The organism is Anaerobacillus arseniciselenatis (genome assembly GCF_001865995.1).
In the GTDB taxonomy this organism is placed as follows: domain Bacteria; phylum Bacillota; class Bacilli; order Bacillales; family Anaerobacillaceae; genus Anaerobacillus; species Anaerobacillus arseniciselenatis.
This window is the reverse complement of record NZ_MLQQ01000046.1, coordinates 26,086-38,753: the sequence shown is the minus strand read 5'-3', so window position 1 is coordinate 38,753 and position 12,668 is coordinate 26,086. Positions and strand designations below refer to the sequence as shown.

Below are 12,668 nucleotides of genomic sequence, written 5' to 3'. Positions count from 1 at the left end.
TCATTATGAAGTCCTCCTTGGTTAACTAAGTTAGGGGTCATCTCGGTGCACGATTTGACACCCCGTATCATACCAGGAGGGCTCTTTTTTTTTCAAGTCCCCGAAAATCCTTCTAACAGGAATGCTCCTTTTTTAATTTACCTTTTTATTTTAACATGATCATCACTCAGTTCAAAAGGATAGCACTTATCTGTTGATTAGTTGGTTTGTTGGTTTGTTGGTTTGTCGTTAGTTGCATTCAAGACCATTTAGCTCATGAAGATTTACCGTCACCATCTAATAGGGAAAAGGCGGGCGTGGTTCCTAACCAACCAGCCACTAACCAACAAACCAACTACACAAAAAAGAGATAGCAGTAATGCCACCTCCTTTTCTAACTGCTATTTATTTTTCCAAAGCTTTTTGAAGAAAGGTTTCGATTTGCTCTGGAGTTTTACGCTCTTTACTAACAAAACGGTCTAGCTCTTTCCCATCTTTGTAGGCAATAAAACTAGGAATACCGAAAATATCTAGCTCAGCACATAAATCAATTAGTTGATCTCTATCAGCATAATAAAACGTAAACTCAGAAAATTTTTCTTCAATTTCTGGTAGTACCGGCTCAATAACGACACAATCCGGACACCAATTAGCTGAAAACATAACGACAGATAAACCTTCCTTAATTTCATCTAAATACATTTCTTTCGATTGTAACGATTTCACTACGATCTCCCCTTACTTTTCAATTCTCATATCCCCAAATTTAATCAAGCCTATTTTTCTAAGCCATTCTGACAGTAATAAGCTTATCACAGCCGGCCCAATAAAATGAAGTAGTAAAACGGCAAATGCAACGTCCAAAGTAAAACCCATTTCTGTAAATGTCATTATTTGCCCTACAAATCCGCTTGTCCCCATCCCAGCTCCTGCTGGATTATTCACTAATTGAAAGACAATCGTAGCGAAAGGGGCTAAAATGACTCCCGCTACTGTAGGAGGAATGAGAATAAATGGGTTTTTCACAATATTTCCTATCTGTAACATAGACGTACCTATACCTAAAGCTATAAATCCAGAAAAACCATTTTCTCGATAACTACTAGTTGCAAACCCAATCATTTGTGCGGCGCAACCTACTGTAGCAGCACCCGCAGCAAGGCCTTCTAAACCTAGCATAAAAGCAATTGCCGCACTAGAAATCGGTGCTGTTAACGCAAGCCCCATCAGTAAAGCGACTAATACCCCCATTATAAACGGTTGACGATCAACTGCCCACATGATTAGTTGTCCAAAGCTTGCAATCCCCTCTGCGATAATAGGTCCTATTGTTGAGGCAACCGTAAATCCAGTCGCTATTGTTACAAATGGGGTGACAATAATATCTAAACGTGTTTCTTGTGAGACAAGTTTACCTATTTCCGTTGCAAACAGTGCAGCTAAAAAGGCACCTGCTGGACCACCAAGAGGTGCACCGGCAGCTCCAGCTACGATTGCTGAAAAAAGAACAAGCCTCGGTGCCTTTAGACCATAGGCTACAGCAACCCCGATCGCAGGCCCCATTAAGTCCATCGCTAATGTCCCCATATCCACAAAAAACGAAAGTCCAAACTGTTCACCGGCGGTTCGTATAATAAGCCCAATAATTAATGAAGAAAATAAACCGAGGGCCATATAGCTCAGAGCGGTAACAAAATACGTTCTGAAAGAAAGTTCAACTCCTTTTTTACGTAAAAAAACATTCACACTAAACACCTTCTTAATTAAATATTTATCCTTACGCAATATATAGTTTACGAATGGTTTTGACGCAATTCTATATTGATCTTAGTGGCGAAAAGGGACTGTCCCAAAAGAAAGTGTCAGACACCGTTAGGCACCAAATATAGACGGATAATAAATTAATACGTCCATATTTAGAAGTTCTACATGGTGTCAGACACTTATGGGACAGTCCCATTATAAAAAAAAATGAGGGTGTCCCCAAAAAGTGTTAGTCACCGTTACGTACTAAATATAGACCGAAATAAAATTAAATAAAACACGTCTATATTAGTAGCTTTCTCTAGTGAGCTGACACTTATGTGACACCCTTGGCTAACCTATTCATAAGTAACGGATTTGATCACGTCGATAATCGTTTCAACACTACTTCTTATGTTAGCTTTGTTTGAAATTGTGGTTCCTTTTTCGCCACCTATACCGACAATTACTTTATATTCGTCATCCTCCTGCGGGGCAACGATAATATAACTGAAAGCTTCTTCATCTGTATATGTCTCTGTTAAAATCGCTTTTTCTTCTACCTCACGATCTTGCTCATAATTTACTGTACTAAGGCTATCTTCAGCTGGGTTGGAAAAAATGATATATATTTGGTTGCCTCTTGATAAAATAAGATTGTTTTCAGAGGCCTCTTGAACATTTAATCCAGGAGGTAAAAAATAACTAAACAAATCAGTTTCTCGATTTGGTTCTTTCGTTTCTGTCGCTATCCCTGTTTCAAATGTTTCCTTTGCATAGTCAATTGCTTGTTCTTGCGTTACATTACAACCTGTTATGACTAGTATCGTAATTAGTATACTTAAAACTAGTAAATTACGTTTCAAAAGTAATACCTCCCATTGATAAATTAATCACCTTTCAACACCATCATGATGGTATTCCGTCACCAAAGCTACTGACCTCAATCACATCATGGCACGCTTCTTAGCAAAGGTAGCAAAGGCTCCGTGCTGCTTTGCGACGAGTAACCGCAGGAGCACCTTCTGTCGAATCTCAGAGGCTCGTTCACGAAATCATCCACTTTTTTTCATCCAAAAACCCATGACGGCATGCATGTCGTTACCATCTAACATGAAAAGTCGGGCGAAGGTCCTAAAACCAACAAACCAACTATTTTCATAAAAAAAAACGATAATTACCAGAGTTAATTTGTACTCAATTTCATTACTAATAAGAATATCATCCATTATGTTTAATGATAGAAAACTACCATTATAATAATAACTCATGCCGAACTTCGTTGACAACCCTTGACGCCATTCGACTTTTTGGTATTTCATGGGTTCTAACGATTTTTATTAGTAATTTTATAGTTTTCATGTTATCTTAATAATACTTTGTTATTAGAACAATTACTAAAAATTATCGAGGTGAAGGTAAAGTGAAAAAGGGATTTCTTATGATGTTTTTTGCTTTTATTTTAGTGCTAGCTGCATGTGGCGGTAATACAGATGAAGGTAATAAAGCAGAAGGAAACGAAGCAACTACTACAGAAGAAAAAGGCGAGTTAGTGATTGGCCTGATTCCTTCACAATCAGAAGGAGAAATGGAAACGGCCATTAACAAACTCCAACTAGAGCTAGAGGAAAAGCTTAATAGAACGGTGGAAATCGATTATTACCCAGCATATAACGGGGTTGTTGAAGCAATCAACTACGGTCATATTGATATGGCCTATTTCGGTCCATTAACTTATGTTATTGCTCATAACCGCAGTGGTGTAGAGGCAATTATTACACAATTAGTTAATGGCGAACCTTATTACCATTCGTATTTTATTACGAGAGCTGATTCCCCTTGGGAAACTCTAAATGAATTATTAGAAGAAAAGGAAAATATTGACCTAGCATTTGCAAGTCCTTCTTCTACATCTGGTTCATTAATTCCTGGTGTTGAACTTAAAGAGCGAGGCGTTTTCCGTGACGCTAACGACCATGATTTCAATGCAGTTACTTATACAGGAAGTCACGATATTGTTGCTGAATCAGTTGTAAACGGTAGTGTACATGTTGGTGCTATAGATAGTGCCATTTTTGAGGCGAGAATTCGTTCAGGTGCTATTAACGAAGATGATTATAAAATCATTTGGAAATCAGAAGAGATCTTTCAATATCCTTGGGCCGTTCGTTCAGATATGGATGAAGCAACCATTCAAGAGATCCAAGACGCATTCGTCGCTATCACCGATGAAGATATTTTAAACGCTTTTGGTGCGACAGCATTTACAACAGCTACAAATGATGATTATGATGCAATTCGAAACGCTGCGATCTTAGACGGGCGTATGGATGATGATTTAGGTGGAAATTAAGGAATATTAATAGTAAAAATATTATACTAAAAGGGGAATGCTTATGCGTTCCTCTTTCACAGATTTACGACTAACTGTAATTTTTTTACAAGGGAGAAGTTTTTATGGTTTGGTTTAGACCAAAATATATTTTTATAGGCTTATTTTTAGCTGTGGCCATTTGGTTTAGTATGGAACAAACTCAATTTGAGTTTGAAAAATTTAAAAATATCCCTAACATGTTTCATTTTATTCGCGAACAATTTTTCCCTCCTAATTGGGGCATTTTAGGAAGACTTATCGAAGCCTCGATTGTTACACTATCGATGGCATTTTTAGGGACAATTATAGCTTTGATTATTGCAATTCCACTTAGCTTTATGGCTGCAAGAAACACGAGTAGACACCCGATTTTATGTTGGTTTAATCGCTCAATGCTTAGTGGCCTTCGTTCAATTCCTGAAATTGTATTCGGACTAATTTTTGTTGTATCGTTAGGTTTAGGCCCATTTCCAGCAGTACTAGCGATCATGTTACACAACATAGGTGTATTAGGAAAATTAATTTCAGAGCTCATCGAGTCTGCTGAACAAGGTCCGCAAGAAGCAATGAAGTCAGTTGGTGCGACAAGGTGGATTGCTGTGCTATTTTCGATCCTGCCGCAAATTTGGCCGAATGTATTGAGTCATTTCTTCTACAGGTTTGAGGTTGCGATTCGTACGTCTTTAATTTTAGGCTTTATCGGAGCAGGCGGAATTGGGCAACAACTATTTAACCATTTTCAAACATTCCAATACAAGTCGGTAGCAATGGACATCATTGTTATTATTGTTCTCGTTATTGTCGTTGACTTTATCGGTGGGAAAATACGAGAAAGGGTTATTTAAAGGTGATTAATATGTTACAAGTAAAAAATTTAAATGTTATTTATCCTAAAGCGACAGAAAATGCCCTTTCAGATGTAAATATTCACTTTCAAAAAGGGGAATTTGTTTGTATCCTCGGGAAAAGTGGTGCTGGAAAATCAACGTTTATTCGTTGTTTAAACGGCTTACAACGACCTACAGAAGGTTCTGTTATTTTGAACGATAAAAATATTTTTCAGCTAAAAGAAGAAGAGTTGCGTCAAGTACGTGTCGAAATGGGAATGATTTTTCAACACTTTAACTTAATTCCGAGGTTATCCGTCATGCAAAATGTTTTAACGGGTATGTTCGGAAAACGTCCACCAATAAAAAATCTATTTGGCATTTTTTCTAAAGAGGAAAAGCATTTAGCTTTGAAAATGATCGAAGGTGTAGATTTAGCACAACATAAACATAAACGGGTTGAAGCTTTAAGTGGTGGTCAAAAGCAACGTGTTGCTATTGCTCGAGCTTTATTACAAAACCCAAAAGTATTTTTAGGCGATGAACCAGTAGCTAGCTTAGACCCGGGAACAGCAAATCGAATTTTTCAGTTGTTACAATCGATTCATAATGATTACGGTTTATTAACAATCATTAACGTTCATGATGTCATTTTGGCAAAAAAATATGCGACTCGAATTATTGCATTAAGAGAAGGCAAAGTAATTTTTGATGACGATCCTGAAAAATTTACTGACGAAGTCTATAATGAGGTATATTTATAACAGTAACGCGAGACGCGCTCGCGTTACTGTTTTATTTTCATTCCACTATTAGGGATAGTATGACGGTACTACGTTACTTTTTTCTAATCAAATCATTTTTAAACGCGCGAGACTCACTCCGTAATTTTTCTCCAATATTCAGATACAGCTGACTTGTACTCATATTGCCCTACCAATGCTTTAACGACATGGGTAAACATTTCGTCGCGATTAATACGACTATTTGTAACAATCCCCATCGCCCCCTCTTTTTTGCTAACACCTATTCGCTTTGTATACAAATCAATTGCTTTTCCTAAAGGATTACCTTCGAGAACCAATAATGCAACCTCTCCTGGAAGTGGGGCTCTAGCACCACTTGCAACAAATTCATTTCCATTTTTATCTACGAGCGCTCCCCAGTTAATCACCATTAAACCATATTTAGAATCTTGTACTCCACCTTCAAGACCGATAGCAAAATCAATATCATCAGCTTCTATACAAGCTCTGGCACGGTTTAATGCACCATTGACAGTTTCCTCATCGCCAAATGGCTGCTCAGAAACGAGTGAAGGGGCATCAACAGAAATGACTTCATAACCGTCCCCTAACACATTCTTTACTGCAGCTATTTTTGTTGGATTTTTTGAGCCGATTGCAATTTTCATAATATGCTACTACCACCTCATCTATATAACAAAACAGACCCGGCTGGCTTCCGAGTCTGTTTTTTTCCGCATTTTACAATTTTTTTAATTGTGCTAGATGAAATTTCATTCACCTATATTCTTATATTAACTGTTATTTCTAATAGTTTCAACCGCTGTTTTGTCTGTTGTTTTTACAAGCTTGACGATTAATTCTTTCGCTGCTGCATAGTCATCAACATGAACGATCGATGCAGAAGTGTGAATGTAACGAGAACAAACTCCGATCACGGCTGATGGGACACCATCACCTGAAACGTGAACTCTTCCTGCGTCGGTTCCTCCTTGAGAAATAAAGTATTGGTATGGAATGTTGTTACTTTCGGCAGTATCTAAAATAAATTCACGCATACCACGATGAGTCACCATAGTGCGATCATAAATACGTAAAAGTGCTCCTTTTCCTAAGTGGCCAAATGCATCTTTATCACCAGTAGCATCGTTAGCAGGACTTGCATCTAAAGCAAAGAAGATATCAGGTTGAATCATGTTTGCTGCAGTTTGCGCGCCTCTTAGACCTACTTCTTCTTGTACAGTTGCACCTGAGAATAAAATGTTTGGTGTCTTTTCACCTTGTAGTTCTTTCAACAGTTCAATAGAAAGACCAGTACCGTAACGGTTATCCCATGCTTTCGCTAAAATTTTCTTTTCATTAGCCATTGGTGTAAACGGACAAATCGGTACGATTTGTTGACCTGGTTTAATGCCAATTTTTAAAGCATCTTCTTTATCGTCTGCACCAATATCAATAAACATATTTTTAATTTCCATCGGCTTATTTCGCTTTGCTTCGTCAAGTAAATGTGGTGGGATTGAACCTACAACACCAACAACTGGTCCGTTATCTGTCATAATTTGCATACGTTGAGCGAGTAATACTTGGCTCCACCAACCACCAAGTGTTTGAAAACGAATTAAACCTTTATCTGAAATTGAAGTAACCATGAAGCCTACTTCATCCATATGTCCAGCAACCATAACTTTTGGTCCGTTTTCATCGCCACGTTTAACACCGAAGATACTCCCAAGACGATCTTGGATAATCTCATCCGTATATTTTTCTAATTCACTACGTACAAATTTTCTTACTTGATGTTCAAAACCTGGTGCACCTTGAAGTTCTGTTAACGTTTTAAATAACTGTAAAGTTTCTTGATTCATTGTTTACTCCTTTCGAGTACCGTAATATTATGTACATGTCTATTTTAACGAAAGTTAGCGAATGTTGCCACTATTCCCCATCATTTTTTCCAAAAGGTTTCTATTTTATCTTGTTTTAGTATATTATTAAGGAAAAAATAACTATAATAACCATAAAAGGAAACTAGCCGAATGTTAAATTTTTGGCGGACACAGAAGCGTTGTTTCACTTATACTTAAGACTTTAAATTTTTTACATCATCGATACACAGCTTTCATGAAAAAATTTATCGCTTCTTAATGTATAAAAAGTTTTGAATTTTGTTAAGGAAGAGGTGTTTTTTATGAGCTTGAAAAGATTTTTAGTTGGAGTCGGTGTTGGCCTTTTAGCTGGTACGGTCCTAAAAGAACAATTATCTAAAGAACTTATCTCACCGGAAAAAGCTTTGCGTATTGTTAAAAGAAAGGTCGGACAGCAAGGGGCCATTGAAGGTTCGTGGATCCATATGATCCCCGAAGACTTCGAGAGAAAATTTATTAATTATAAAGTTTACCGCGGTGGAATTTCTTGTACAATGGAAGGTGAATTTTATCAGTTTGATTTTATTGTCGATGGCGAAACAGGCGCAATTTTAGAACTTTCGTCGCAAGATTAAATAATTTTAACATGCCCTACGCATTGAAGGCTTCAATGCGTAGGGTTTTTCCAGTTTGTGGTTAATCCCTGCGTATTGAGCGCTTCATTATGCACGTTTTTTCCAGTTTGTGGCTAATCTCTGCGTATTGAGCGCTTCATTATGCACAGTTTTTCCAGTTTGTGGCTAATCTCTGCGTATTGAGTGCTTCAATATGCACAATTTTTCCAGTTTATAGAAATTAACAGCTCATTGACAGATTCAATGCGCTAATTGATTCGAGTTTTTCGGTTTTTAGCGAATATTTCATGAATGAAAAACTTTTTATTTAATTCTAACCGCCTCAAACTCAGATCGAAGTTGCTTTGAACGTTGAGTCGCTCCTTTTACAGCTTCTTCAATGGCAGTACAACCACCAACTTTTTGCAGCGCATTTAAGCCCGCTTCGGTAGTTCCGTTAGGAGATGTTACATTTTCCCTTAACGTTACAGGGGCTTTATTCGTTTCTTCTAGCATTTTCGCAGCCCCAACAATCGTTTGTACTGCTACATCCTGACAAATTGCCGGATCTAATCCACTTTCTTCGGCTGCTTTTTGTAAGTGCTCTACCAATTTATAAAAGTATGCTGGCCCACTGCCAGCAACACCAGTGAAAACGTCCATCTCATCCTCTTCGATGACATACACTTGCCCAATCGCTGAAAGTAATTGTTTAGCCATCCAAATTTGTGGCATCGTTACAAAATTTCCTCCAGTAATCGCTGTAGCAGAGGCCCCTACCATACTTGACGTATTTGGCATTACTCTAATAACAGGAATTTCAATCCCTAACTCAGTTTCTAAAAATGGCGTACTAATACCTGCTAACACACTCATTAATACATGTTTTTCTGTAACTTGACCTCGTAACTTTTCAGTTATTGAAGCAATATCTTTCGGTTTCATCGCTAAAATGACGATCCCAGCTTCTTTAACAGCAAAATTCATGTTTTCAGTAACTAAAACACCGTATTTTTCTTGCAGTGCATCTCGTCGATCTTTATTACTTTTATTTGTTACGATTATTTGTTCAGGAGCAACAATCTTATTTTTTACTAGTCCAGCAATCATTGCCTCAGCCATAGAGCCTGCTCCAATAAAGGCGATCATTTCATTCGTTAACATAACATTGTCCCTCCACTATTTACATATGCCCTTCATGCTAACATGCCACTTAGTATGACCACAACAGCTTTTAAGGAAGTCGTGACTATAACGATGAGATAGTGAAGGAAAACGGTAACAAAACGTCTTAAAACAAAAATAAGAGCGATTATGCATTATAATCGGCTCTTACGTCTGTATTTAAATCGATCTTATCTATAATTATTTGGATTTGTAAAAATGGACTATTTGAAAACTATCTTTCTCGTAACACTTCTTTTGTAACCTCTTTACCATCTTTACTCCATTTTAAGGCGCGGTACTTATAATCATGATAAAAAATGAACCACGCTTCTTGCTCTAAACTTGCCTTCAGCAATTTCTCTTTGGCAAAAACAGAATCCATCGGATAATCGTCGTAAGCAAGAACCCAAAGCGGATTTTGATGAGCGTGGGTTGGCATTAAGTCTGCCATATGTATGAACGTTTCTCCAGACCGCTCAATTTTTATAATGCTGTGTCCATTACTATGACCACCAGTATGGTGTACCTCTACACCTGGGATAACCTCTACTTTATCCGCAAACGTTCGAACCTGGTGTTGGATTGGTTTCCAATTTTCTTCCCAATACGTATTACGGGAGCGCATGTTAGGCTTTTGAAGTTCGTCCCATTCAATTTCACTTACAATAACAGTTGCGTTTTCAAACGTAGGAACAAGATCTTCTCCTTGCCACTTTGCAATCCCACTAGCATGGTCAAAGTGCATATGGGTCATTAATACGTAATCAATATCTCTCGTTGAAATTCCTAATTCGTTTAAATTAGCTTCCAGCATTGATTCTTCAGTAATTCCATAATTTCTCTTTTGCTTTTCCGAAAATTTGTTATTGCCAATGCCTGTTTCAATTAAAATATTTTTACCATCAACTTGTACTAAAATCGGATCTGTTCGAAGTTCAATTTGGTTAAAGTCGTTATGGGGATATTTTCTCTCCCACAATGGCTTAGGAACGACACCAAACATCGCTCCTCCGTCCATATGAGTAACGCCTCCATTTAACCACGTAAATGTTATCTCGCCTACTTTTAATTGTTCCATAGTTCCTCCCCCTTTTTCTTGTTTATTTCATAAAAAAAGTTCATGACGATTTAACGTCACTATCTAATATGAAAAAATTCCGGTCGATTTCCCTCACTTCGCTGTAAACTCGTACCGACTTTAGAGGCTTGTTCGGAAAAGTCGACCGTCATTTTATTTTCATACAAGACGCACATGACGAAGCACCGTCATTACCTATCAAACTAACCCCTAACCAACTAACAAACTAACCAACTAACCCCGAAACTGTGCTTCGCAACGATAAATTCTCATTCCTTTTGACGAAAACTTTTCCTCATACTCCGTCATTACGTTGCCTTCGAAGTCACTATTATGAAGGTCTAAGCTAACATTATTGAGGATCATTCCGTACTTTGAAAAACTATGAAGAGAATACTCAAATAAGCCTTGATTGTCTGTTTTAAAATGGATCTCCCCATTTTTTGGTAAGACTTGTTCATACATCTTTAAGAAGCCTTCGTGAGTTAGCCGACGCTTCTCATGACGATTTTTCGGCCACGGATCAGTAAAGTTAATATAAACTCTTTCAACTTCATCCTCTGAAAAATACTCTGTTAAATGGACAACATCTTCATTTAGCAGTTTAAAGTTTTCCATTCCAGCTTCTTGTATTCGCTCTAATGCAGTAATAATAACACTATCGTATTTTTCAATTCCTATATAATTAATATTAGGATGCAGTTGTGACATTCCCGTTAGGAACTGTCCTTTCCCTGTTCCAACTTCGATATGGATCGGATTGTCGTTGCCGAATATTTCGTGCCATTTCCCTTTACAGGCTTTTGGTTGTTGAATCACAATATTAGGGTGACTTAAAAGCTCTTCAGATGCACCTGGTTTATTTCTTAATCTCATAATAATTAACCTCACTTACATTGTTCTTTTTTCAACATTCTTTTGAATTTTCCTGCTAACATTAAGCGTTAAAAACAACAACGTCCCATTTTAACGAATAACTAGGGTCATGATCGACGGCCGCTGTGACATATAACATATCAGCAATCTGCCATACGATCACTTTTTTATAATCTTCTTCTGGATCTTCGCCAACGTAAGACGTTTGAATTTTATGATATAAGGCACTTTTCGTATCTAGCTCTGCCTTTTCAATTGAAAGTTGTTGCCACGGATGGTTTTTCACTTGTTTCATTGTAAGTTCAAAGATTTTAACCTCTTCCAAGAGGTCTTCCTTTTTCATTTTCACATCGTTTAACATAGCTTTTGTTTCCGTATAAATATTATCTATTAACTGCTCTGAAAAAATCAAAACTTATTCTCCCCTCTTTTCATACTACCTAACGTAGTTTACCATAAAAGAGACTATTCTTTAACTCCCCGTTATTTAACGATAAAATTGGATATACAAGTAAAAGTACAGTTACGTAAAGGATGTGAATAAATTGCTTAACCAGCCTGAACCCGTTTTTAGCTTTACAATTCCTTACTACATTTCCGAGCACGGTGAAACTGACGAGCTTTTTGTTTCTGAAAAAACTTATGAAAAATATTTAGAAACATTAAAGCAAGAAAACGTTATAATTATTAACGGAAATTTACACCCGATTTCTAGCGATTATGGTGAAGTAACAACCACTCTTTTTGACCAAGAAAAAGCTGTCATCGTTATCGGGACAAAAGATTTAGAAGAATATACGAATGAACTTTTAGATATTGCGATCGCCCAAGAGCTTGAAAAAATTCTTCTCATCGAAAAACAAAAATTTTATCGCTTTTTGTATAATGAAAAAACGCCAGAAACTGTTCAAATATTTATCGATGACTTTCAACAAACGGTCGAGGAAATCCATATTGCAAAGCGTTTAAAAAAAGACGGATACCGCATCACTGAAAGAGAACAACTTTTAGCGAATGATATTTTTAAAAATGCAATGCATTGGAGCACTCTTCGAAACTTAATGCCTTATGAAAATGAGCATGCCTTATTTTTACTAACGAAGCTATTTTACTTATCATACATAGAAGAAAACCTTTTTCAACAATACAAAAAGCAACTTCAAACTCACTATCCACTTCTTTTTATTGAGGTAGAAAAACTAATAAAAGAAACACAGAAACTAAATTTTTCAACAATGAAAGGTCGCGAAAAAGCGTTAACGAAAGTTTTTACGAAATTAAATTATTTAAAGTACGTCAAAAAAGTAGGTATCGAACAAATTGGTAAATTCAATTTCCCCGTAAACATGCTTAATTAAATGAAAGTGGATAAAAGGCTCAATTAATACACAACATA

15 protein-coding genes are annotated in these 12,668 nt (G+C 36.9%); 5 read left to right on the top strand and 10 right to left on the bottom strand.

The annotated features are described in order from the left end of the window. Positions 1-384: 384 nt before the first annotated feature. The 4 genes from BKP35_RS17235 to BKP35_RS19735 form a co-directional block, all read right to left on the bottom strand. Entirely contained in the window at positions 385-705 is a 321-nt protein-coding gene (locus BKP35_RS17235; protein ID WP_071314623.1) for a thioredoxin family protein, read from the bottom strand. A gap of 12 nt (positions 706-717) precedes the next feature. Further along, on the bottom strand, positions 718-1,725 hold the full coding sequence (locus BKP35_RS17230; RefSeq protein ID WP_071314622.1) for a PTS sugar transporter subunit IIC: 1,008 nt from the start codon (positions 1,723-1,725) through the stop codon (positions 718-720). Between the two features lie 356 nt (positions 1,726-2,081). Beyond that, positions 2,082-2,588: a hypothetical protein gene (locus tag BKP35_RS17225; RefSeq protein WP_071314621.1), complete on the bottom strand. Its 507-nt coding sequence runs from the start codon at positions 2,586-2,588 to the stop codon at positions 2,082-2,084. A gap of 189 nt (positions 2,589-2,777) precedes the next feature. Then, positions 2,778-3,044, bottom strand: a complete 267-nt coding sequence (locus tag BKP35_RS19735; RefSeq protein WP_169819257.1) for a hypothetical protein — start codon at positions 3,042-3,044, stop codon at positions 2,778-2,780. Positions 3,045-3,145: 101 nt separating this feature from the next. Between BKP35_RS19735 and phnD the strand changes: the two genes are divergently transcribed. The 3 genes from phnD to phnC all read left to right on the top strand — a co-directional run bounded on the left by phnD (position 3,146) and on the right by phnC (position 5,687). Then, positions 3,146-4,075 (top strand): phosphate/phosphite/phosphonate ABC transporter substrate-binding protein, encoded by a 930-nt coding sequence (gene phnD, locus BKP35_RS17215; protein WP_245741996.1) that lies wholly within the window; start codon positions 3,146-3,148, stop codon positions 4,073-4,075. A gap of 104 nt (positions 4,076-4,179) precedes the next feature. Beyond that, positions 4,180-4,941, top strand: a complete 762-nt coding sequence (gene phnE / locus BKP35_RS17210) for a phosphonate ABC transporter, permease protein PhnE (protein ID WP_071314619.1) — start codon at positions 4,180-4,182, stop codon at positions 4,939-4,941. A gap of 11 nt (positions 4,942-4,952) precedes the next feature. Then, the gene (phnC, locus tag BKP35_RS17205; RefSeq protein WP_071314626.1) at positions 4,953-5,687 is read left to right on the top strand and encodes a phosphonate ABC transporter ATP-binding protein; all 735 of its coding nucleotides are present in this window, start codon (positions 4,953-4,955) and stop codon (positions 5,685-5,687) included. Between the two features lie 113 nt (positions 5,688-5,800). Here phnC and BKP35_RS17200 read toward each other — a convergent pair whose 3' ends face one another. Together BKP35_RS17200 and BKP35_RS17195 are read right to left on the bottom strand one after the other, a co-directional pair. After that, the gene (locus tag BKP35_RS17200; RefSeq protein WP_071314618.1) at positions 5,801-6,337 is read right to left on the bottom strand and encodes a DUF84 family protein; all 537 of its coding nucleotides are present in this window, start codon (positions 6,335-6,337) and stop codon (positions 5,801-5,803) included. A gap of 126 nt (positions 6,338-6,463) precedes the next feature. Then, positions 6,464-7,537: a M42 family metallopeptidase gene (locus tag BKP35_RS17195; RefSeq protein ID WP_071314617.1), complete on the bottom strand. Its 1,074-nt coding sequence runs from the start codon at positions 7,535-7,537 to the stop codon at positions 6,464-6,466. Positions 7,538-7,860: 323 nt separating this feature from the next. On the opposite strand from BKP35_RS17195, the gene BKP35_RS17190 reads away from it, so the two are divergent. Continuing rightward, positions 7,861-8,172 (top strand): PepSY domain-containing protein, encoded by a 312-nt coding sequence (locus BKP35_RS17190; RefSeq protein WP_071314616.1) that lies wholly within the window; start codon positions 7,861-7,863, stop codon positions 8,170-8,172. A 303-nt stretch (positions 8,173-8,475) separates the two neighbouring features. On the opposite strand, the gene proC is transcribed toward BKP35_RS17190, so the two are convergent. From proC to BKP35_RS17170, 4 genes are all read right to left on the bottom strand, one after another. Then, positions 8,476-9,315, bottom strand: a complete 840-nt coding sequence (gene proC, locus BKP35_RS17185) for a pyrroline-5-carboxylate reductase (RefSeq protein WP_071314615.1) — start codon at positions 9,313-9,315, stop codon at positions 8,476-8,478. Between the two features lie 235 nt (positions 9,316-9,550). Then, positions 9,551-10,396: a YtnP family quorum-quenching lactonase gene (locus BKP35_RS17180; RefSeq protein ID WP_071314614.1), complete on the bottom strand. Its 846-nt coding sequence runs from the start codon at positions 10,394-10,396 to the stop codon at positions 9,551-9,553. A gap of 234 nt (positions 10,397-10,630) precedes the next feature. Further along, a complete protein-coding gene (gene trmB, locus BKP35_RS17175) occupies positions 10,631-11,272 on the bottom strand; it encodes a tRNA (guanosine(46)-N7)-methyltransferase TrmB (RefSeq protein ID WP_071314613.1) in 642 nt (213 codons plus the stop codon). Between the two features lie 61 nt (positions 11,273-11,333). Next, positions 11,334-11,684, bottom strand: coding sequence for a hypothetical protein (locus BKP35_RS17170; RefSeq protein ID WP_071314612.1), 351 nt, complete (start codon positions 11,682-11,684; stop codon positions 11,334-11,336). A 133-nt stretch (positions 11,685-11,817) separates the two neighbouring features. Here BKP35_RS17170 and BKP35_RS17165 point away from each other — a divergent pair, with 133 nt between their 5' ends. Then, positions 11,818-12,630 (top strand): hypothetical protein, encoded by an 813-nt coding sequence (locus BKP35_RS17165; RefSeq protein WP_071314611.1) that lies wholly within the window; start codon positions 11,818-11,820, stop codon positions 12,628-12,630. Positions 12,631-12,668 lie beyond the last annotated feature (38 nt).

Coding starts and splice junctions, on each gene's coding strand:
- trmB (WP_071314613.1), bottom strand. CDS start 11,272: ATGAGATTAAGAAATAAACCAGGTGCATCTGAAGAGCTTTTAAGTCAC.
- BKP35_RS17200 (WP_071314618.1), bottom strand. CDS start 6,337: ATGAAAATTGCAATCGGCTCAAAAAATCCAACAAAAATAGCTGCAGTA.
- BKP35_RS17190 (WP_071314616.1), top strand. CDS start 7,861: ATGAGCTTGAAAAGATTTTTAGTTGGAGTCGGTGTTGGCCTTTTAGCT.
- phnE (WP_071314619.1), top strand. CDS start 4,180: ATGGTTTGGTTTAGACCAAAATATATTTTTATAGGCTTATTTTTAGCT.
- proC (WP_071314615.1), bottom strand. CDS start 9,315: ATGTTAACGAATGAAATGATCGCCTTTATTGGAGCAGGCTCTATGGCT.
- phnC (WP_071314626.1), top strand. CDS start 4,953: ATGTTACAAGTAAAAAATTTAAATGTTATTTATCCTAAAGCGACAGAA.
- BKP35_RS19735 (WP_169819257.1), bottom strand. CDS start 3,044: ATGAAATACCAAAAAGTCGAATGGCGTCAAGGGTTGTCAACGAAGTTC.
- BKP35_RS17180 (WP_071314614.1), bottom strand. CDS start 10,396: ATGGAACAATTAAAAGTAGGCGAGATAACATTTACGTGGTTAAATGGA.
- BKP35_RS17195 (WP_071314617.1), bottom strand. CDS start 7,537: ATGAATCAAGAAACTTTACAGTTATTTAAAACGTTAACAGAACTTCAA.